The sequence below is a fragment of the Klebsiella terrigena genome, assembly GCF_012029655.1.
Taxonomy (GTDB): domain Bacteria; phylum Pseudomonadota; class Gammaproteobacteria; order Enterobacterales; family Enterobacteriaceae; genus Klebsiella; species Klebsiella terrigena.
The window spans coordinates 5,061,448-5,082,433 of sequence record NZ_CP050508.1; the positions used below are offsets into that span (position 1 = coordinate 5,061,448).

The following is a 20,986-nucleotide window of genomic DNA, read 5'->3' on the forward strand; positions in this document are numbered from 1 at the left end:
GATGACGGGCCAAAAAAAAGCAAAACATTTGGTTAACATGCGCCAAAAAGAGCGTCAAGGAAATGAGATGACGCGCTTCACAACTTAATGAAGTTTAAGATAAATGCCCTCTCCCCTGAGCGGGAGAGGGGCGGAGAAAACCGGGGTTACTGCCAGCCGTAGCGGCGGCTGTAGAAGCCTTTGACCATCTGGGTCAGCGTCATGTAGCCCGCCAGAATCGCAATCAGCCACGGGAAGTAGCTCAGCGGCAGCGCCTGCAGCTGCAGATAGCCCGCCAGCGGCGAGAACGGCAGCGCGATGCCGACCACCATCACCACCAGGGTCATCGCAAACAGCGGCCACGCGGCGCGGCTCTGGACGAATGGAATGCGTCGGGTACGGATCATATGCACAATCAGCGTTTGCGACAGCAGCCCTTCAATAAACCAGCCCGACTGGAACAGCGTCTGCGCTTCCGGCACGTTGGCGTGGAATACCCACCACATCAGGCAGAAGGTGAGGATATCGAAGATGGAGCTAATCGGGCCGAAGAAGACCATAAAGCGCCCCAGCTCGGCCGGGTTCCAGCGCTGCGGCTTACGGATCTGCTCATCGTCAACGTTATCAAACGGGATCGCTACCTGGGATACATCGTACAGCAGGTTCTGAATCAGCAGGTGCAGCGGCAGCATCGGCAGGAACGGCAGAAATGCGCTCGCTACCAGCACGCTGAAGACGTTGCCGAAGTTCGAGCTGGCGGTCATTTTGATGTACTTGAGCATGTTGGCAAAAGTGCGACGCCCTTCGATAACCCCCTCTTCCAGCACCATCAGGCTCTTTTCCAGCAGGATGATATCCGCCGCCTCGCGGGCGATATCCACCGCCCCATCGACGGAAATCCCGATGTCCGCCGCGCGCAGCGCCGGGGCGTCGTTAATCCCGTCGCCCATAAAGCCCACCACGTGCCCCTCGCGTTTGAGCAGCGTCACGATGCGCTCTTTATGCAGCGGCGCCAGGCGCGCAAACAGGGTGGTGCGTTTCGCCAGCGCCGCCAGCTCATCATCGCTGAGCGCTTCAATCTGGCTGCCGACAACCACCTCACCCGCGTCCAGACCCACCTCATGGCATACCTTCGCCGCCACCAGCTCGCTATCGCCGGTGAGGATTTTGACGGTAATGCCGCTGGCCTTCAGCGCTTTCAGCGCCGGGGCGGTGGTCTCTTTCGGCGGATCGAGAAAGGCGATATAGCCTTCGAGGATCAGGTCCGACTCGTCGGCCCGCTGATAGTCCCCTTCCCGCGCCGGCAGATAGCGGGTGGCCACCGCCACCACGCGCAGCCCCTGACGGTTCAGCGTGTCGGTTACCCGGCGGATACGGCGCAGCATGGTCTCGTCCAGCGGCACGATGTCGCCGTTGTAGCGGACCTGGGTCGAGACGTTGAGGATCTCCTGCAGCGCGCCTTTGCAGATAAGCTGATGGACGCCCTCCTGCTCGCTCACCACCACCGACATCCGGCGGCGCTCAAAGTCGAAGGGGATCTCGTCCACTTTCTGCCAGCGCTCGGCAAGCTGACGGGCGGCGTCCAGCTCCACGCCCTCCAGCACTGCGGTATCGAGCAGGTTTTTCAGCCCGGTCTGGTAGTGGCTGTTAAGCCAGGCGACGTTCAGCACGCGCTCGCTGACTTTGCCTGAAACGTCGGTATGGTTTTCCAGCACGATTTTATCCTGGGTCAGGGTGCCGGTTTTATCGGTACACAGGATATCCATCGCGCCAAAGTTCTGGATGGCGTCGAGGTGTTTGACGATGACCTTCTGTTTTGACAGCTTCACCGCCCCGCGCGCCAGGGTGGAGGTGACGATCATCGGCAGCATTTCCGGCGTCAGGCCAACCGCCACCGATAGGGCGAACAGCGCCGCTTCCCACCAGTCGCCTTTGGTAAAGCCGTTGATCAGCAGCACCACCGGCGCCATCACCAACATAAAGCGGATCAGCAGCATGCTGACGCGGCTGATGCCCTTCTGGAAGGCGTTGGGTTCGCTCTCCTGCTCGCTCACCCGCCCGGCCAGCTGGCCGAACCAGGTACCGCCGCCGGTGGCGAACACGATCGCCTGCGCCGTGCCGCTCACCACGTTGGTGCCCATAAAGCACAGGGTATCGCACTCCAGCGGGTTGCTCTGCAGCGGGTCGCGGCTGCGGGCCACTTTTTCCACCGGCAGCGATTCGCCGGTCAGCGAGGCCTGGGCGACAAAAAGATCGCGCGCCTGGAGAATGCGCAGGTCCGCCGGGATCATATCTCCCGCCGAGAGCTTAACGATATCCCCCGGCACCAGCCGGTCGATAGGCAGCTCGCACCAGCGGCTTTCGCCCTGTTCGTTGACCACCCGCAGCACCGTGGCGGTGTTGCTGACCATCGCCTTCAGCGCATCCGCTGCCCGGGTGGAGCGGGCTTCCTGAATAAAGTTGAGCAGCGTGGAGATCCCGACCATCAGCGCAATCACGCCCGCGGCAAACAGATCCTCCGTAGAGTAGGAGACGATACCCAGCACGGTCAGCAGCAGGTTGAAGGGGTTGCGATAGCAGGTCCACAGATGCACCCACCACGGCGAAGGCTTCTGGGCGGGGATTTGGTTGTCGCCGTGCGCCGCAACTTTCTGCGCCACTTCGGCGGCGTTGAGCCCTTCCGGGTGGCTGTCGAAGGCGCGCCAGAGTTCGTTTTCATCCATGGCCGCCACGTTCAGGCAGCGCTTGCCCAGCGAGTCAGGGATCGGCGCGCTGGCCAGATTGCGGGCATCGGGGAGCGGATCGCGCTGCACCAGGCGGTGTGGCAGGTGGCGGCTAAGCTGCGCAAACAGCTGCCGGGTAAAATTTTTCAACATAAACAGTCCCTCCGCGCTCGCACAGCGAACGCAGCAAAATCGACGGGCACGGTAAAACATACCTGTCAGGCATTATTTTTTATGGCAGGGACATCAAGAACGTCACTGCTTTACGCTTCCGGTAAAGCAGTGCTAAGCAGGCTTACCGGAAAGAGATATAACTCCATCGAGGATGAGGAGTGGGATCGGGGTCCATAAAATCTCCGGTAAGTGAGTAAAAACGGCGCGGATTATACCGCGGCCAGCGATCTATTTGTGGCAATTATGGCTATGGTAAACCCGCGTAACTAAACCGGACGTAAACCAGACTTTGCTCATTGCGGTCTGGTTGAGTAGCATTAGGCTCAATTTAATCGGACCATCGCGAGAACCCTGCATGCAAAACCGGCTGACCATCAAAGATATCGCGCGCTTGAGCGGCGTCGGGAAATCGACGGTATCGCGCGTGCTCAACAATGAAAGCGGCGTCAACGAGCGCACCCGCGAGCGGGTGGAAGCGGTTATGCAGCAGCACGGCTTCTCGCCCTCCCGCTCCGCGCGCGCGATGCGCGGTCAGAGCGATAAGGTGGTGGCGATTATCGTCACCCGTCTGGACTCGCTGTCGGAAAACCTTGCCGTGCAGACCATGCTGCCCGCTTTTTACGAGCAGGGTTACGATCCGATTATGATGGAGAGCCAGTTCTCCCCGGCGCTGGTTAGCGAGCATCTCAGGATCCTCGCCCGCCGCCATGTCGACGGCGTGGTGCTGTTTGGCTTTACCGGCATTACCGAAGAGATGCTCACGCCGTGGCGCGAAACGCTGGTGCTGCTGGCCCGCGACGCGCCGGGCTTTGCCTCGGTCTGCTACGACGACGACGGGGCGGTGAGGATGCTGATGCAGCGCCTCTACGATCGCGGCCATCGCCATATCAGCTTCCTCGGGGTGCCGCATAGCGACGTCACCACCGGCCAGCGCCGCCATCAGGCCTACCTCGATTTCTGCCAACAGCACCGCCTCACGCCCACCGCCGCGCTGCCGGGCCTGGCGATGAAGCAGGGCTATGAAAACGTCGCCAGCGTCCTCGGCGCCGACACCAGCGCCCTGCTGTGCGCCACCGATACTCTCGCCCTTGGCGCCAGCAAGTATTTGCAGGAGCAGCGCATCGACAGCCTGCAGATCGCCAGCGTCGGCAGCACGCCGCTGATGAAGTTCCTGCATCCGGAAATTCTCACCGTCGATCCGGGCTACGCCGAGGCCGGACGCCAGGCGGCACGGCAGCTGATCGAACAGATCGCCGGCAACGCTAACCCTCGTCAAATCGTCATTCCCGCGGCGCTGATTTAATCCCGTCAGCAGGATTTATGTGATCGTGGCTGCGTTTCGGGAACGTTCCCATTTTGCAAACGAAGCGGAGCGGTTAGGATTCGTCTCAGTTCATTACGCAATCTCTTCCCTCTGTTTTGAGGCCTCACAATGAGTAAAGTAAATCAGCAGGACATCGATAAATTAATCGAACTGGTAGGCGGGCGCGACAACATCGCCACCGTCAGCCACTGTATTACCCGTCTGCGCTTTGTGTTAAATAACCCGGCCATCGCCAGGCCGAAAGAAATTGAGCAGCTGCGCATGGTGAAGGGCTGCTTTACCAACGCCGGGCAGTTCCAGGTGGTGATCGGCACCGACGTGGACGACTACTACAAGGCGCTGCTGGCCACCACCGGCCAGGCCTCTGCGGATAAAGAGCAGGCCAAACAGGCCGCGCGGCAGAACATGAAGTGGCACGAGCAGCTGATCTCGCACTTTGCCGAGATCTTCTTCCCGCTGCTGCCGGCGCTGATCAGCGGCGGCCTGATCCTCGGCTTTCGCAACGTAATCGGCGATCTGCCGATGAGCAACGGCCAGACGCTGGCGCAAATGCACCCGTCGCTGAAAACAATCTATGACTTCCTGTGGCTGATTGGCGAAGCCATCTTCTTCTACCTGCCGGTCGGCATCTGCTGGTCAGCGGTGAAGAAAATGGGCGGCACGCCGATCCTCGGCATCGTGCTGGGCGTCACGCTGGTTTCTCCCCAGCTGATGAACGCCTACATGCTCGGCCAGCAGGTACCGGAAGTGTGGAACTTCGGCCTGTTTACCATCGCCAAAGTGGGCTATCAGGCGCAGGTGATCCCGGCCCTGCTGGCCGGTCTGGCGCTGGGCTTTATCGAGACGCGTATGAAGCGCATCGTGCCTGACTACCTCTACCTGGTCATCGTCCCGGTATGCTCCCTGATCCTGGCGGTGTTCCTTGCTCACGCCTTTATCGGCCCGTTTGGCCGCATGATCGGCGACGGCGTGGCCTTTGCGGTGCGCCATCTGATGACCGGTAGCTTCGCGCCGATTGGCGCCGCGCTGTTCGGCTTCCTGTATGCGCCGCTGGTGATTACCGGCGTCCATCAGACCACCCTGGCTATCGATATGCAGATGATTCAGAGCATGGGCGGTACGCCGGTGTGGCCGCTGATTGCGCTCTCCAACATTGCCCAGGCCTCGGCGGTAGTCGGCATTATTATCGCCAGCCGCAAGCAGAATGAGCGTGAAATCTCCGTCCCGGCGGCGATCTCCGCCTACCTTGGCGTCACCGAGCCGGCGATGTACGGCATCAACCTGAAGTACCGCTTCCCGATGCTCTGCGCGATGGTCGGCTCCGGCCTCGCCGGGCTGCTGTGCGGCCTGAACGGCGTGATGGCGAACGGGATCGGCGTCGGCGGCCTGCCGGGCATCCTCTCCATCCAGCCGACCTACTGGCAGGTTTACGGCCTGGCAATGGCTATTGCCGTCGTCGTGCCGATTGTTCTTACGACCTTCGTGTACCAGCGCAAATTCCGCCAGGGCACCTTGCAGATTGTCTGATTTTATCTTCCTTCCGGGGCGCGAAAGCGCCCCCTCGTTGTAGCAGGAAAGCACTATGAATACCCTTCCCCTCTGGTGGCAAAACGGCGTTATTTACCAAATCTATCCGAAGAGTTTCCAGGATACGACCGGCAGCGGTACCGGCGATCTGCGTGGGGTCACCGCGCGCCTCGACTACCTGCACAAGCTCGGCGTGGACGCCATCTGGCTGACCCCGTTCTACGTCTCGCCGCAGGTGGATAACGGCTACGATGTGGCGAACTACACCGCCATCGATCCGACCTACGGCACGCTGGATGACTTTGACGAACTGGTGGCCGAGGCGAAAGTGCGCGGCATCCGCATCGTGCTGGATATGGTGCTTAACCACACCTCAACCGCCCACGCCTGGTTCCGCGAGTCGTTAAAGAGAGAGAGCCCGTACCGCCAGTTTTATATCTGGCGCGACGGCGAGCCCACCACCCCGCCGAATAACTGGCGCTCCAAATTCGGCGGCAACGCCTGGCAGTGGCACGCCGAAAGCGGTCAGTACTATCTGCACCTGTTCGCCGCCGAGCAGGCGGACCTCAACTGGGAAAACCCGGCCGTGCGCGCGGAGCTAAAAAAGGTCTGCGAATTCTGGGCCGACCGCGGCGTTGACGGCCTGCGCCTCGACGTTATCAACCTGATCTCGAAAGAGCAGACCTTCCCGTCCGACGCCGAGGGCGACGGCCGCCGCTTCTATACCGACGGCCCGCGCGTGCACGAATTCCTGCAGGAGATGAGCCGCGACGTCTTCACTCCGCGCAATCTGATGACGGTCGGGGAGATGTCCTCCACCACCCTGGAGCACTGCCAGCAGTACGCGGCGCAGGAGGGCCAGGAGCTGTCGATGACCTTTAACTTCCACCACCTGAAGGTGGATTATCCCGGCGGCGAAAAATGGAGCCTCGCGCGTCCTGACTACGTGGCGCTGAAGGCGCTGTTCAGCCACTGGCAGCAGGGGATGCACAACCGCGCGTGGAACGCGCTGTTCTGGTGTAACCACGATCAGCCGCGCATCGTTTCGCGTTTCGGCGACGAGGGCGAATACCGGATTCCGGCGGCCAAAATGCTGGCGATGGTGCTGCACGGGATGCAGGGCACCCCCTATATCTATCAGGGGGAAGAGATTGGCATGACCAATCCGCACTTCTCGCGAATCAGCGACTATCGCGACGTCGAAAGTCACAACATGTTTATTGAACGTGCCGCCCAGGGGCAGGCGCCCGACGAGCTGCTGGCGATTCTGGCCAGCAAATCCCGCGACAACAGCCGGACGCCGATGCAGTGGAGCGGCCGCGAGAACGGCGGCTTCAGCGAAGGCGAGCCGTGGATTGCATTGTGCGATAACTATCGCCACATCAACGCCGAGTCGGCGCTGGCCGATCCTGATTCGGTGTTCTATGCCTATCAGCAGCTGATCGCGCTGCGCAAAAGCACGCCGGTGCTGACCTGGGGCGACTATCTCGATCTTTGCCCGGCGCATCCGTCTCTGTGGTGCTATCGCCGTCAGTGGCAGGGGCAAACGCTGGTGGTGGTGGCTAACCTGAGCCGTGAATTCCAGAACTGGCAGCCGGATGAGATGAAGGGCGACTGGCGGGTATTGATGAGCAACTACGCGGAAGCGGCGAATCGCCCGGCGGCCATGACCCTGCGTCCGTTTGAAGCCATGTGGTGGCTGCAGGAGTAAGGCGACGCCGCGGCTGGCGCAGCGCTTGAGCGGGCTACGTTAGGGTAGCCCGAGCTGGCGCCGCGCCTTTGTCGTCAGACTCTGTCGGCCGTTGACAGCGCGCTGCTGGCCTCCTGGCGGGTCGAGGCGTGCTCCTCTTTCGCCTTCAGGCGATCCCACGCCCGGAAGAACGGATAGTAAACCACCAGCGAAATCGTCAGGTTCGCCACCTGCAGAATGGTGCCGGAAATATGCCCGCCCGTTGCCAGATAGCCGCTAATAAAAATCGGCGTGGTAAACGGCAGCGCAATCCCCGCCGGCGGAGCGACCAGCCCGGTCGCCATCGCGGTGTACGAGACAATCACCAGCAGAACCGGCGTCAGGATAAACGGCAGGAAGAAATAGGGGTTCATCACCAGCGGGATGCCGAACACCATCGGTTCGCTGATATTAAACAGCGCGCCGGGCGCGGCGATTTTCCCCAGCTGCTTCATCTGCTGGCTGCGGCTTCTGAACAGCATAAACAGCACCAGCCCCAGCAGCGCCCCGGTGCCGCCGGGAGCAATCCACAGATCGTAAAACTGCTGCGTAATGATGTGCGGGATCGGCTGGCCGTTCTGAAACGCGGTGAGGTTTTCCGACATATTCGACAGCCACACCGGCTGAATAAACACCAGCACGATGGCATCGCCGTGCAGCCCCAGCGTCCACAGAATGCCGATCAGGATAACCGAGAAGATCATCCCCGGCAGCGTGCCGCCGACGTGGTGCATCGGGATGCCGATAATGGTGGCGATCATGCTGTTAATGTCGCCGAACGGTGAGGCTTCGACGATCAGGCGCAGCGCCAGCACCACCGCCAGCACGCAGAATCCGGGGATCAGCGCGAGGAACGATTTCGCCACCGCCGGCGGCACGCCGTCCGGCATGCGGATAACCAGGTTGCGACTGGCGACAAAGCGGTAAATCTCGGTGGAGAGCAGCGAAATCACGATGGCAACAAACAGCCCCTGGCTGCCCACCAGCCCGACGGGGATCACCCCTTTGACCACTTCCGCCGCGCCGTGCACCGGCGTAAACAGCGTGCTTTGCGGGATCGTCATCACGAAGGCGACCAGCGACATCGCCCCGGCGGTCAGCGGATCAAGCGTGCGGTACTTCTCCGCCAGCCGGTAGGCAATCCCGAAGCTCGAGATCAGCGCCATAATGTCGTAGGTCGCTTTGACCGGATAAAGAATTTTATCGCGCCAGACGTCGCCGAACAGGCCGCTCATCATATCGGCATAGCCGGGAATGGGCAGGTAGGCGAAAATCAGGAAAAATGAACCAATCAGCATAAACGGCATATTCAGAATAATGCCGTCGCGCACCGACAGGACGTGCTTTTGCCCGGCGATTTTCAGCGCCGCAGGCATGACGTAACGTTCAATCCACGTTGTGTTCGACATAAGACGATCCCCAAAGGAAATAACGATCAGTTAAATTGCGTCAGCCATTGACGGTTGATGGTTAAGACTTCGTCCAGCAGCGCCTGCGCGTCGGTGACGTTGCCCACCAGCGGGTTGGTCACCAGCGCCAGCAGCGCGCTATCGCGGCAGCCGTGTACCGCGGCTTCAATGGTCAGCCGCTCAAAGGCCTTCACCTGCTGCGTCAGGCCGTTCATCGCCGGCGGCAGCGCGCCAAAGGTCAGCGGCCGGGCGCCCTGGGCATCAATAATGCTGTTGGTTTCCACCACCGCGTCATCGTCAAGGCCGTGAATCGCCCCGTTGTTGCGGGTGTTCACCACCATCTCCTTGCCGAGATTGTTATGAATTGCGTTGATAAGCTCCACGGCCACTTCCGAGTAGTAAGCGCCGCCGCGGAAGCTGAGCTGCTCCGGCTTCTCATCGAGGGCCGGGTTGGCGTACAGCGCGAACAGCTCCTGCTCGACCTTCATCACCTGCTCGGCGCGGGTGCCCTTGGTTTTTGCCGCCGCGATCTCCTCCGCCAGCATCGCCGGCGTCAGCCAGAAGTAGCGATGATAGGGGCAGGGAATAGCGTTCAGCGCGCGCAGGAACGGCGCCGGCCACGGTAGCTCTTTGATATTGTTCATCGACAGCGCCTGACCATCGCACAACATATCGATAACCTTGCGGGTCACGTCTTCGTGCCCCTGCATCACTTTATGCACCCATACCATATGGTTGAGTCCGGCAAAGCGCAGGTTAACCTCTTCCGCCTTCGCGCCCAGCATGCCGGTAATCATGTGCTGCATATTAATCGGCACGTTGCACAGGCCGATAATCTTCGCCTTGCTGTAGCGGCTCACCGCTTCGGTGACAATCCCGGCCGGGTTGGTGAAGTTGAGGATAAACGCCTGCGGCGCCAGCTGCTCGACCTTGCGCGCCACCTCAAGGATCGCCGGGATGGTGCGCAGCGCTTTGGCGAATCCGCCCACGCCGGTGGTTTCCTGGCCCAGCAGGTTGTACTTCAGCCCGAGGCGCTCGTCGCCGGCCCGCGCCGCCAACTGGCCGACGCGCAGCTGGGTCAGGACGAAGCTGGCCCCGCGGATCGCCTCGTCCAGCGCAAAGTGGACGCTGACGATGACGTGCTCCAGCCCTTTGCGGGTCAGCATCCGCCGCGTCAGCGCGGCGATAATTTCCACCTTCTCCCTGCCTGATTCAACGTCAACCAGCGCCAGCTCCGTAACCGGAAGCTGTTCATAACGAACGATAATTCCTTCAATAAGCTCCGGCGTATAGCTACTGCCGCCGCCAATGACGGCAATTTTTAGTGCTTGCATAGAGACCTCTTTCGGCATGCAGAGAGCCGCGCGCGGTCGACGTGAGCGCGCGTGATGGTTCAGGGATATAAGAGAAAAATCAGGAATTAAGCAGCGCGAGCGCCTTATCAAGCACCGCCGCGCCGCGCATCATGCCGTAGTCGGCCATATCGATCACCGCGACCGCTTTTCCGTGCGGAGCGGCCAGCGCGCTCAGGCGTCCGGCCTCATACTTCACCTGGGGCCCCAGCAGGATCACGTCGGCATTGGCCAGCTCGCGCTCAAATTCCGCGACCGCCACCGCGTAGATATCCAGCGACAGCGCGCGCTGCTGCGCCTCGGCTTTCATCTTCGTGACCAGCATGCTGGTTGACATACCTGCTGCACAGCACAGAACGATTCGTTGCATGACTTCTCCCCCAGATGGATTTATGACTTCGCCCGTTAGGGCCCCAGCGAATATATTGTTAAGATTGTGTGAAAGTGAAGGCTATCTGAAAATAATTTTCATCAATGTGATCGAAACGTAATTTTTGATCATTATTGCTCGCGCCGTTTGCCCGATTACCGGCGAAACCATAGGAAATACCTTGGGCTGGTGCTATAAATAGGCACAGACGGTAAGTGAAAAATATTTTCAACGTGATGTTCTGGGGAAAGGGACGGTCAGGATGGATATCGTAGGTCAGTTGCAGCAAGGGCTGGTGCGTTTTAGCACCCAGGAGTCGCGGGTTGCGGCGTTTATTCTGGAAAATTTGAGCTTTACCGCCAGCGCGTCCATCGATGAACTGGCCGCCAGCGCCGGGGTCAGCCCGGCCACCATCACCCGCTTCGCCCGCTCCGTTGGCTGCGAGGATATTCGCGATCTGCGCAAGCAGCTGGCGCAGGCCAGCGAGCGCCGGACCAGCTGGGTGAGCCCGAACAGCCACGCCCTGCCCGCCGCCTGGCGCGACAGGCTGAGCTATCTTGGCGATACGCTGACCCGGCAGTTGGCGCAGACCTCGGAGGCGGCGGTCGAGAAGCTCAAATCCCGCCTGCTGACCGCGCGCGCCGTGCACTGCTTCGCGCTCGGCGCCCAGGATGTTGCCCTCGCCACGCTGCTGCAGCACCAGCTGCTGCCCTCCGGCATCGCCATCAACCTGTGCCAGGACAGCGCCCTGATGCGCATGACGGCCTCGACGCTGAGCGACGATCACCTGCTGCTGGTGCTGGTCACCGCCGGCGCGGACAATATTTTGCAAAGCGCGACCCTGCAGGCGCGAACCCAGGGGGTAACCATCATCGCCCTGGCGCCGGAAAACCACGCCCTGGCCAACATGGCCGCCGGGATTATTCCGCTCCCCGATAGCCCGCAGCTGGCCCGCTACGCCCTGCTGCTGCTGGTCGATCTGCTGAACGATACGCTCATTGCCTGAGCCGCGCCGCCTGCCGCCTGCTCGGGCGGCGTCACGACATTTTTATGCTTGTTTTTTAAGCAGATAAATTTACATTTAGCGCAAGCGCCCATCATCCGTACTCTCACCTTTTTACTTTGTCCTGCATCAATAAAATCGCAAACATCTTTGATGCAAATCACTACATATAGAACTTAAAATGCGTCCCGGCCCAACATATTGTATTAATCGTCTATTATGTCGACACAGCCCATCGTACTCAGGCGGTGGTGGGATGTGGATAAAACGGGCCGGAACCGCAGGAAAACGGCGGCAGCTATAGCGCCTCGCGACCTCGGTATACCTTCCGCCTCTGTGGATAACCTGTTCTATAAAGTATGGAGTGATCATGACACCGCATGTGATGAAAAGAGATGGCTGCAAAATGCCGTTTAAGTCAGAGCGCATTAAAGAAGCAATTCTGCGTGCAGCTAAAGCAGCGGGAGTCGATGACGCAGACTATTGCGCCACCGTCGCAGAAGTCGTTAGCCAGCAAATGCAGAACCGGGCTCAGGTCGATATTAACGAGATCCAGACCGCCGTTGAGAACCAGCTGATGTCCGGTCCGTGGAAGCAGCTGGCTCGCGCCTATATTGAATATCGCCACGATCGCGATATCGAGCGTGAAAAACGCGGCCGCCTGAACCAGGAGATTCGCGGCCTGGTAGAGCAAACCAACTCGTCCCTGCTTAACGAAAACGCCAACAAAGACAGTAAGGTGATCCCCACCCAGCGCGACCTGCTGGCCGGGATTGTCGCCAAACATTACGCTCGCCAGCACCTGCTGCCGCGCGACGTGGTGCAGGCGCACGAACGCGGCGAGATCCACTATCACGATCTCGACTACTCGCCGTTCTTCCCGATGTTTAACTGCATGCTGATTGACCTCAAGGGCATGCTGACCCACGGCTTTAAAATGGGCAACGCCGAGATCGAGCCACCGAAATCTATCTCTACCGCCACGGCGGTTACAGCGCAGATTATCGCCCAGGTCGCCAGCCATATTTACGGCGGGACCACCATCAACCGAATTGACGAAGTGCTGGCACCGTTCGTGGCCGAGAGCTGCAAGAAGCATCGTAAAATCGCCGAAGAGTGGCAGATCCCGAACGCCGAAGAGTACGCCCGCTCTCGCACCGAGAAAGAGTGCTACGACGCCTTCCAGTCGCTGGAATACGAAGTAAATACCCTGCACACCGCCAACGGCCAGACGCCGTTCGTCACCTTTGGCTTTGGCCTCGGCACCAGCTGGGAATCGCGTCTGATTCAGCAATCGATTCTGCGCAACCGCATCGCTGGCCTCGGTAAAAACCGCAAAACCGCGGTGTTCCCAAAGCTGGTCTTCGCCATTCGCGACGGCCTGAACCACCGGTTTGGCGACGCCAACTACGACATCAAGCAGCTGGCGCTGGAGTGCGCGAGCAAGCGCATGTATCCGGATATCCTCAACTACGATCAGGTGGTGAAGGTCACCGGCTCGTTTAAAACGCCGATGGGCTGCCGCAGCTTCCTCGGGGTGTGGGAAAACGAGGACGGCGAGCAGGTTCACGACGGCCGCAACAACCTCGGCGTCATCAGCCTCAACCTGCCGCGGATCGCGCTGGAAGCGAAGGGCGACGAAGCCGCCTTCTGGAAACTGCTCGACAGCCGCCTGGAGCTGGCGCGTAAGGCCCTGATGACGCGCATTGCGCGCCTCGAAGGGGTGAAGGCCCGCGTCGCGCCAATCCTCTATATGGAAGGCGCCTGCGGCGTACGCCTGAAGGCGGACGACGACGTGGCGGATATCTTTAAAAATGGCCGCGCGTCGATTTCGCTGGGCTATATCGGCATTCACGAGACCATCAACGCGCTCTCCGGCAACCAGCATATGTACGATAGCGACGCGCTGCGCGAGAAAGGCATCGCCATCGTCAAGCGCATGCGCGACGCCGTGGAGCAGTGGAAGGAGGAGACCGGCTACGGCTTCAGCCTCTACAGCACGCCAAGTGAAAACCTGTGCGATCGCTTCTGTCGCCTCGATACCGCCGAGTTTGGCGTCATCAGCGGCGTGACCGATAAGGGCTACTACACCAACAGCTTCCACCTCGACGTCGAGAAGAAGGTGAACCCTTACGATAAGATCGACTTCGAAGCGCCTTACCCGCCGCTGGCTAACGGAGGCTTCATTTGCTACGGCGAATACCCGAACATTCAGCACAACCTGAAGGCGCTGGAAGACGTTTGGGATTACAGCTATCAGCACGTGCCGTACTACGGGACCAACACGCCCATCGACGAGTGCTACGAGTGCGGCTTTACCGGCGAGTTCGAGTGCACCAGCAAAGGGTTTACCTGCCCGAAATGCGGTAATCACGACGCGGCCCGCGTCTCGGTCACCCGCCGCGTGTGCGGCTATCTCGGCAGCCCGGACGCCCGTCCGTTCAACGCCGGCAAGCAGGAAGAGGTGAAGCGCCGCATTAAGCACCTTGGCAACGGGCAGCTCGGTTAATTCCGAGCGGTTTAGCCCCTCCCCCTCTCCCCAACGAGGAGAGGGGATCAATCAGTAGCCGTTTGACCATTCAGGAGCCGCTCCCGGATCGCGCCGCAAAGCGCTTTTTATCCAGGGCTACCGCCACTATATGGGTTTCCTCAAATCAGTTGGCGTTGTAGCAAGGCGGCAAGCGAGCAAGTCCCGGGGAGCTTACTGTAGTAAGTGACCTGGGCGCACGAGCGCAGCCAACGCCGCTACAGCGTCAAATGAGAAGAGGAAACAATGAATTACCATCAGTACTATCCGGTAGATATCGTCAACGGCCCCGGCACCCGCTGCACCCTGTTCGTCTCAGGCTGCGTCCACGAATGCCCCGGCTGCTATAACAAGAGCACGTGGCGGCTCAACTCCGGCCTGCCGTTCACCACCGAAATGGCCGACCGCATCATCGCCGACCTCAACGACACGCGCATTCAGCGTCAGGGAATCACCCTCTCCGGCGGCGATCCCCTGCATCCGCAGAACGTATCGGCGATCCTCGCGCTGGTGCAGCGCATTCGCGCCGAGTGTCCCGGGAAGGATATCTGGATGTGGACGGGCTACAGGCTTGAGGAGCTCAACGACGCGCAGATGGCGGTGGTCGACCTGATTAACGTGCTGGTCGACGGCAAGTTCGTCCAGGATCTAAAAGACCCGATGCTTATCTGGCGCGGCAGCAGCAACCAGGTGGTGCACCACCTGCGCTAGCCGCGCTTAAAAGCGGCTGACGCACTCCATTGCCACGGTTTTAAATTCGTCAAAGCTGCCGGTGGCGGCAAGACGGGCCATCGCGCGTTCGCGCAGGAAAGTCACGAAAATATCGTAGATCGCCATCGCCTCTTCATACTCGCTCTTGCTGATGGCCAGCAGGAAGATGATGTGGGCGGTTTCGTCGCCCCAGACCATACCGTTCGGGGCAATCACGGTGTAGACCACCGTTTTTTTCGCCAGCAGGCCGAGGGCGTGCGGTAGCGCAATGCCGTCGCCGAGCATGGTGCTGACGATGGCCTCACGCTCGACAACCGAGTCATAAAAACCGGCGTCGACAAACCCCTCCTCCTGCAGCTGCTGGCACAGTTCGGCAAACAGCGTCTGGCGATCGATGGGGGTGTCGATTACCCGGAAATGGGCCTCGTCGAAATACTTATCCAGCATCCACGGGCGGGTTCTGTCCACCAGCACCAGCTTACCGATCTGATCCAGCTGATAATCCGTCGGGAACGGGGCGATGGTGACCACCGGCTTATCCTTTTCACTGATGCGCACGGTGGAAATCACGAAATCCTCGGCAACGGCCTCAAGCAGCTCGTACTCGCGCTGCGACAGGGTGGCGGCAATTTCCAGCTGCGGATATTTGCGCTGCAGGGTCGCCTCGATCATCCGCACCATCGCGTTGCTGGTATCGCACACCAGCAGCACGCGCGGCTGGCGCTGGTAGCCGATATTGTAATGGCGCTCGAGGCCGACGCCGATGTGCAGTACCAGGAAGCCAATCTCGTTTTCGCTGATCGCATAGGGGGTGTATTTCCCCCAGCTGGAGACGGCCGCCAGGGTCATATCCCACGCCATCGGATAGTGCTGCTTGATGTTATCCAGCAGCGGATTGGGGATCATTATCTGGTAGCGCACCCGGGTGATCATGGTCTTAATATGGGTCAACAGATCGGCGTGCAGCTGGGCGTCATCAAGCAGGTTGTAGTTATACTGGGTGTTGATATAGCGCAGGATGTAGTTCACCAGCGCTTCGTCGTCATCGGCGCTGATGGTGCCCGGATCGACGTCCTGTACCTGGCGGGCGGCAAGGTGCACGCACAGCCACTCCTCTTCCGCCGCAGAGAGCGCCTTCCCCGCCAGCTGCTGCAGCATCCCGACCAGCTCCCGGGCGGCATCGCGCACGTTCTGCGCCACGTCTTCAGCGCTAAATTCCGCCAGCGGATAGCCTTCGCTGGCGCGACGCACCACCACCGCGCTGTAGAGGCGGATAAAACGCTCGCCCTCATCCGTCAGACGGACGTGGTGGCGGGTGAGGATCTCCTGCAGCTCGCGCGCCAGCCGGGCGGAACCCTCGGCGCTCAGACCGCCTTTATCCACCGGCAGCGGCAGTCCACCCTGCTGCGCATGCTCCCACAGGAGATCGGTCAGGCAGGCGCGAATCGACACTTCGCTGCCGAATAGCTTCATGCCGTGGCGCGGGCGCGTCTCGAGGGTTAGCTGGTAGCGCTGGAAGCGTTCGCGCACGTCCACCATATCGCTCTGCAGCGTGGCGCGGCTGACGAACCACTCGTCGGCAAGGTCTTCGAGCTTGAGCGAAAAGGCCGAGGTCAAAAAGCGTATCAGCAAAAAGTTGATGCGATCCTGCGCGGTACGCGGAATATGCTGCGCCTTCGGGGTGGTCTCCGCCAGCGTCTGGTATAGCGTCGGGTCGTCAACGTTGAGCCGATAGCCGCTGCCGCGGATAAGCATAAACTGCGCCCCGTAGGGCAGCAGCAGCGCGTTAAGCGCCGTGATATCGGCGCGTACGGTACGGGTAGAAACTGACAGCCGCTGCGCCAGTTCATCCTGCGGCAGCGTTTCGTTTTGCAGCAGGCTAAACAGCTGCGCTAAACGTTGGTTGGGGAATCGCATGTCAGTTCCTTCATCTTTACGGCTCAAGGTTGAGCGGATATCACCATCTGTGACGGGCTGCCTACCGGAGTATAGTCCGGGGCAAAGGTCAGCCTGCCGCTTTCGGGCGCCACGCTGAAACGGGTGATATTATCGCTACGCTGGTTCATGACGTACAGCCACTGCCCCTGATTATCCAGCGTGAGCGTTCGTGGGTAGTCCCCGCGCGTCCAGATATCTTCCTGATGGCTCAGGCTACCGTCCGCCATCACGCTAAAGTGGGCGATGCTGTTATGCAGGCGGTTCGCCACGTACAGCTGTCTGCCGTCGGCGCTCAGCGCCAGGCCGGCGGCAAAGCTGGTGCCTTTATAGCCCTTCGGCAGCGCGGAGATCGTTTTGCCCTCGCGCAGCAGGCCGCTGGTCTTATCAAGGTGATAGAAAGTTAGCGTAGAGGACTCTTCGTTAATCAGCCACAGTCCGTCGCCCTTCGGCGTGAAGACAAAGTGACGCGGCCCGGCGCCCGGTGAAGACGCGGCGATAAACGGCGGATCGTTGGGCGTCAGCTTGCCGCTGGCGCCGTCCATCCGGTACTGATAGATCCGATCCAGCCCCAGATCGGTGGAGTAAACGTATTTTCCGCTGGGATCGGCCGAGATCATATGGGCGTGGGGGCCGTTATGGTCGCTAATGGCGAAGCTGCCCTCAACCGCCGCCGCCGGGCGCGCCGCGCCGGCCGGTCCCTGATCCTGATGCACGTCCACCGCCTCGCCCAGGCGACCGTCTTCCTGCACCGGCAGCACGGCGGTCGTGCCGCTAACGTAGTTTGCCACCAGCAGATGGCGACCGTCCGGCGTCAGGGAGAGATAAACCGGCCCGGCCCCGCCGGAAGAGACCTGATTCAGCTCGCTCAGCTCGCCGTTGGCCCCCACGCGCCACGCCTGCACCACGCCCTTTTCCACTTCGCTGGCGGCGTACAGGGTTTTGCCGTCGCGCGAAACGGTGAGCTGCGCGACGTTGGGCAGGGAGCTGACCAGCGTTCTATTGCTCAACGCGCCGGTTTTCGCCTCGACGGTAAAGCGATACAGGCCTTCACCGTTGGGGTTGTAGGTACCGACCCAGGCGTACTGCGCCTGGGCGCAGGTGCTGGCGGCGAGCAGGGAAAGTGAAGCAACAAGCAGGTGACGAGCGGCAGGCATGGTGACTCCTTGATGGTTCGGTGAGGTGTAAGTGGCCATCCCCCGCCCCGCCCTTGCGGCGAGGTTCGGGGGACGGCAGAGCAATGACTATTTAACCAGCGCCCTGGTCATCTCCAGCAGCTGACGCACGTCCGCCGGACGGGTGTTGCCGCTCTCTTTATCAATAATAGAGCTGTAGATGTGAGGGATGATTTTACTGACGCCGGCGTCCAGCGCGATCTGCAGGATCTCGCCGTAGTTTTGCAGATCGATCCCGCCGGTCGGCTCCAGCCAGAAATCGTGGCGGGCGCAGGCCTGCGCGACGGCGAGGTACTCATCGCGGTGCTTCAGGCCGCCCATCGGGAAATATTTGATTGAGCTGCCGCCCATATCTTTTAGTAACGCAATGGCGGTTTCCAGCGGCACAATTCCGTCCGCGGCGCCGCTGCTCAGCGGGCCGGTGGAGATCTTCACCATCCCCGGCGTGCCGGTCGGCGACACCAGGCCGTTGACGACGGTTTCGCTCTGCCCCAGCAGCGCGCGGCTGGTGCCGACGCCGGTAAAGACCTGGTTGACGTGCTGCGGCTGCACCTGGCGGGAGATCTCGCTGACCATAGCCGACTGGTTTGGATCTCCCGCGCCGAGGCCCACCGACAGCGCGTTATCGATAAGCCGGGCGTATTCACGCATATCGGCCACCGCGCTCGCCACGTCCGGGTAATTTTTAGAGAGCACGCCGACCAGAACATGACCTTCCGCCGCTTCGTAGATGTCGCGGGCGTTGTCTTTACTGCCCGCCAGGACGTTCAGGCACACGCGATCGCGGTAAAAATTCGGGGTCAGTTTCATGCTTTCTTCTCCTTGTTCAGAACTTCGCCGATGCGGCGGGAGACGATCTCCAGCTGCTGTGCGGTAACGCTGCGCACGTCGGCCTCAATAATGCCTTCGTTGGCCTTATAGCCGCGGAAGTAGATGGCGTATTCGCCCTGCTTCAGCGCCTCAACCAGCTCGCCGGTGGCGATGCCGGTCACGGCTTCAGCAAACTTAATTTCCGCCCGCGCGATATCGCGACCGGCGCTGTCCCAGACCACCCGCGCGCTCACCCCGGTGAGGGCGTTGAGCTGGTTAATGAACGGCGTCATCTTCGCCACCATCTCATCGCCGCTCTCCTTGCGCGCCGTCAGGTAGTGTTCAATCGCGCAGGTCAGGCCAAGAATGCCCTCTTTACCGACCTTCATCGCCCGGCCAATGCCGCCTGACTGGCGTTTGACCCACTCCACGTACTGCGTTTTACCGATCACCAGGCCGCTGGTTGGGCCCTCAATCGCTTTGGCGCCGCTGTAAATTACCAGGTCGGCGCCGGCGCTGTAGTAGCACTGCAGATCTTCTTCCGCCGCCGCGTCGACGATCAGCGGCAGGTTGTGCTTACGCGCCACCACCACCGCCTGCTCAACGCTGAGCATGCTTTTCTGCACGCAGTGGTGCGATTTGATGTAGAGGATCGCCGCGGTCCGCGGGGTGATCGCCGCCGCCAGCTGATCGGCGGAGCACTCGTTGGCGTAGCCGGCTTCCACCAGCCTGCCGCCGCCCAGCGCCACCATCGATCCCACCGGCGCGCCGAAGTTGACGTTATGGCCCTTCGGTAGGACGATTTCGTTGTTTTCGATCGGCGTGACGTGAAGGTTCTCCAGCAGCCAGCTGCTCTCTTTCACCAGTACCGCCGCTACCGACTGGGCGATCCCCGCGGAGGCACAGGAGACAACGGTGGCCCCTTCGACGTCCAGCAGGTTGGCGATGTACTCGCCGGTTTTATTGACCAGGTCTTTCATTTCGAAGTAGTGGTTCATGCCGCTCATCACGGCTTCGACCACTTCAGGGCGCGGCGTGGATACGCCCAGCGCCGTCATGCGGCCTGATGTATTAATCACTTGTTTTAAATTGTACTTTTCAAAAATCGAAGGCATTTTCCGCGCTCCCTTGTTCGGTCAGATAGCCCTTGCCTGCGCGAATCGCGGCAAGCGGCACCAGAATAGTGTCAGCCTGCAGGCTCTCTTTTTCGGCGTCGACCAGTACCGTCGGCGCATGCTGCAGAGCAAACAGGGTTAAATCAGCGTCGTAGCCCACGGCCAGGCGCCCTTTTTGCGTCAGGCGCAGCCCGTCGGCGGCGCCGGCGGTAACGCACTCCACCACCTGCGGTAGCGACATGCCGATGGCGAGAAACTTCGACATCACCAGCGCCAGCGAACGCACCGGGCCGTCAATACGGTTGCGGCAGTAAATATCGGAGCTGATGGTCTGCGGTAGAATGCCCAGCGCTATCGCCCGGCGCGCCACCTCAAAACTGAAGCTGGCGGTGCCGTGGCCGACGTCAAGGCGCACGCCGCGCTTCAGGGCGCGGGTCACCGAGGCGCGCAGCTCGCCGGACGCGGTCAGAATGCGGTTCGGCTTGCCGTTATAGCAGTGGGTGATGATGTCCCCCGCGCTCAGCAGGTCGGCAATTTCATCGAGGTTCGGCGGGTTATTGCCGATGTGCACCATCAGCGGCAGGTCGCCGTTTTCGCGCTGCATCGCCTTCGCCCGCTCGAGGGGAGTAATGCCGTTGTCGCCAACCACGCTGCTGCTCATGCGCGCCTTCAGGCCGACGATAAAGTCTGGGTGGCGCTTCACCGCCTGGCTTACCGCATCGGCATCGACGTTGGCCATATTGGCCAGCTCGTTCTGGGCGATCAGCCCGACGCGGGAGATGTTGAGCAGCGCAAAGACCTCGGTGGCCGCGCTGCGGGTCAGCTGATAAAAGTCGTCGATATCGTCCGCGCCGGTGCTGCCGGCATCAATCACCGTGGTCACGCCGGTGGCAATGCCCACGCTGTCCGGCTGGTCGTAATAGATCGGTGAGTTCGGGTAGCAGTGAACGTGGGAATCAATCCAGCCGGCGCTGGCGTAGCAGCTGCCGTCCAGCTCAACGGTTTTGCGCGCAGGCGCGCTAATCTCGCCCAGCGCCGCAATCTTCCCGTCCTGAATGGCGATATCGGTCAGGGTATCGTCGACGAGGCGCGCACGGCGCAGGAGTAAATCAAACATGGGTCT

16 protein-coding genes are annotated in these 20,986 nt (G+C 60.8%); 6 read left to right on the forward strand and 10 right to left on the reverse strand.

The window, feature by feature from the left end; all coding sequences use genetic code 11:
• Positions 1 to 146: 146 nt before the first annotated feature.
• Both mgtA and mgtL read right to left on the reverse strand, forming a co-directional pair.
• Positions 147 to 2,855 carry a magnesium-translocating P-type ATPase gene (gene mgtA, locus HCK03_RS23735; protein WP_115193716.1) on the reverse strand — a complete coding sequence of 903 codons (2,709 nt, stop codon included), beginning with the start codon at positions 2,853 to 2,855 and terminating at the stop codon, positions 147 to 149.
• A gap of 142 nt (positions 2,856 to 2,997) precedes the next feature.
• A complete protein-coding gene (gene mgtL, locus HCK03_RS26675; RefSeq protein WP_227503286.1) occupies positions 2,998 to 3,051 on the reverse strand; it encodes a mgtA regulatory leader peptide MgtL in 54 nt (17 codons plus the stop codon).
• Between the two features lie 180 nt (positions 3,052 to 3,231).
• Between mgtL and treR the strand changes: the two genes are divergently transcribed.
• The 3 genes from treR (at position 3,232) to treC (ending at position 7,438) form a co-directional block, all read left to right on the forward strand.
• The gene (gene treR, locus HCK03_RS23740) at positions 3,232 to 4,179 is read left to right on the forward strand and encodes a trehalose operon repressor TreR (protein WP_041143775.1); all 948 of its coding nucleotides are present in this window, start codon (positions 3,232 to 3,234) and stop codon (positions 4,177 to 4,179) included.
• A gap of 129 nt (positions 4,180 to 4,308) precedes the next feature.
• Entirely contained in the window at positions 4,309 to 5,727 is a 1,419-nt protein-coding gene (gene treB / locus HCK03_RS23745) for a PTS trehalose transporter subunit IIBC (RefSeq protein WP_143992382.1), read from the forward strand.
• Between the two features lie 55 nt (positions 5,728 to 5,782).
• Positions 5,783 to 7,438 carry an alpha,alpha-phosphotrehalase gene (treC, locus tag HCK03_RS23750; RefSeq protein WP_115193718.1) on the forward strand — a complete coding sequence of 552 codons (1,656 nt, stop codon included), beginning with the start codon at positions 5,783 to 5,785 and terminating at the stop codon, positions 7,436 to 7,438.
• A gap of 74 nt (positions 7,439 to 7,512) precedes the next feature.
• Here treC and celB read toward each other — a convergent pair whose 3' ends face one another.
• The 3 genes from celB to HCK03_RS23765 form a co-directional block, all read right to left on the reverse strand.
• Entirely contained in the window at positions 7,513 to 8,865 is a 1,353-nt protein-coding gene (celB, locus tag HCK03_RS23755) for a PTS cellobiose transporter subunit IIC (protein ID WP_115193719.1), read from the reverse strand.
• 26 nt (positions 8,866 to 8,891) lie between these two features.
• Positions 8,892 to 10,199 carry a 6-phospho-beta-glucosidase gene (locus tag HCK03_RS23760; RefSeq protein WP_115194029.1) on the reverse strand — a complete coding sequence of 436 codons (1,308 nt, stop codon included), beginning with the start codon at positions 10,197 to 10,199 and terminating at the stop codon, positions 8,892 to 8,894.
• 79 nt (positions 10,200 to 10,278) lie between these two features.
• Positions 10,279 to 10,587 carry a PTS sugar transporter subunit IIB gene (locus HCK03_RS23765; RefSeq protein ID WP_041143771.1) on the reverse strand — a complete coding sequence of 103 codons (309 nt, stop codon included), beginning with the start codon at positions 10,585 to 10,587 and terminating at the stop codon, positions 10,279 to 10,281.
• A 262-nt stretch (positions 10,588 to 10,849) separates the two neighbouring features.
• Here HCK03_RS23765 and HCK03_RS23770 point away from each other — a divergent pair, with 262 nt between their 5' ends.
• The 3 genes from HCK03_RS23770 (at position 10,850) to nrdG (ending at position 14,828) form a co-directional block, all read left to right on the forward strand.
• Entirely contained in the window at positions 10,850 to 11,593 is a 744-nt protein-coding gene (locus HCK03_RS23770) for a MurR/RpiR family transcriptional regulator (protein ID WP_041143770.1), read from the forward strand.
• Positions 11,594 to 11,960: 367 nt separating this feature from the next.
• Positions 11,961 to 14,099, forward strand: coding sequence for an anaerobic ribonucleoside-triphosphate reductase (nrdD, locus tag HCK03_RS23775; protein WP_041143769.1), 2,139 nt, complete (start codon positions 11,961 to 11,963; stop codon positions 14,097 to 14,099).
• 264 nt (positions 14,100 to 14,363) lie between these two features.
• Complete coding sequence (gene nrdG / locus HCK03_RS23780) at positions 14,364 to 14,828, forward strand: anaerobic ribonucleoside-triphosphate reductase-activating protein (RefSeq protein WP_041143768.1); 465 nt, start codon at positions 14,364 to 14,366, stop codon at positions 14,826 to 14,828.
• 6 nt (positions 14,829 to 14,834) lie between these two features.
• Here the strand turns inward: nrdG and HCK03_RS23785 are convergent, their stop codons facing one another.
• The 5 genes from HCK03_RS23785 to HCK03_RS23805 form a co-directional block, all read right to left on the reverse strand.
• Entirely contained in the window at positions 14,835 to 16,745 is a 1,911-nt protein-coding gene (locus HCK03_RS23785) for a BglG family transcription antiterminator (RefSeq protein ID WP_167692273.1), read from the reverse strand.
• 23 nt (positions 16,746 to 16,768) lie between these two features.
• Complete coding sequence (locus HCK03_RS23790; protein WP_115193722.1) at positions 16,769 to 17,920, reverse strand: lactonase family protein; 1,152 nt, start codon at positions 17,918 to 17,920, stop codon at positions 16,769 to 16,771.
• An 87-nt stretch (positions 17,921 to 18,007) separates the two neighbouring features.
• Positions 18,008 to 18,748, reverse strand: a complete 741-nt coding sequence (gene dagF, locus HCK03_RS23795) for a 2-dehydro-3-deoxy-phosphogluconate aldolase (protein WP_041143765.1) — start codon at positions 18,746 to 18,748, stop codon at positions 18,008 to 18,010.
• Entirely contained in the window at positions 18,745 to 19,863 is a 1,119-nt protein-coding gene (locus tag HCK03_RS23800) for a DgaE family pyridoxal phosphate-dependent ammonia lyase (RefSeq protein WP_041143764.1), read from the reverse strand. Before HCK03_RS23800 ends, dagF begins: the two co-directional genes overlap by 4 nt.
• Positions 19,847 to 20,980: an amidohydrolase/deacetylase family metallohydrolase gene (locus HCK03_RS23805; protein ID WP_115193723.1), complete on the reverse strand. Its 1,134-nt coding sequence runs from the start codon at positions 20,978 to 20,980 to the stop codon at positions 19,847 to 19,849. The genes HCK03_RS23800 and HCK03_RS23805 overlap by 17 nt, the downstream gene beginning before the upstream one ends.
• Positions 20,981 to 20,986 lie beyond the last annotated feature (6 nt).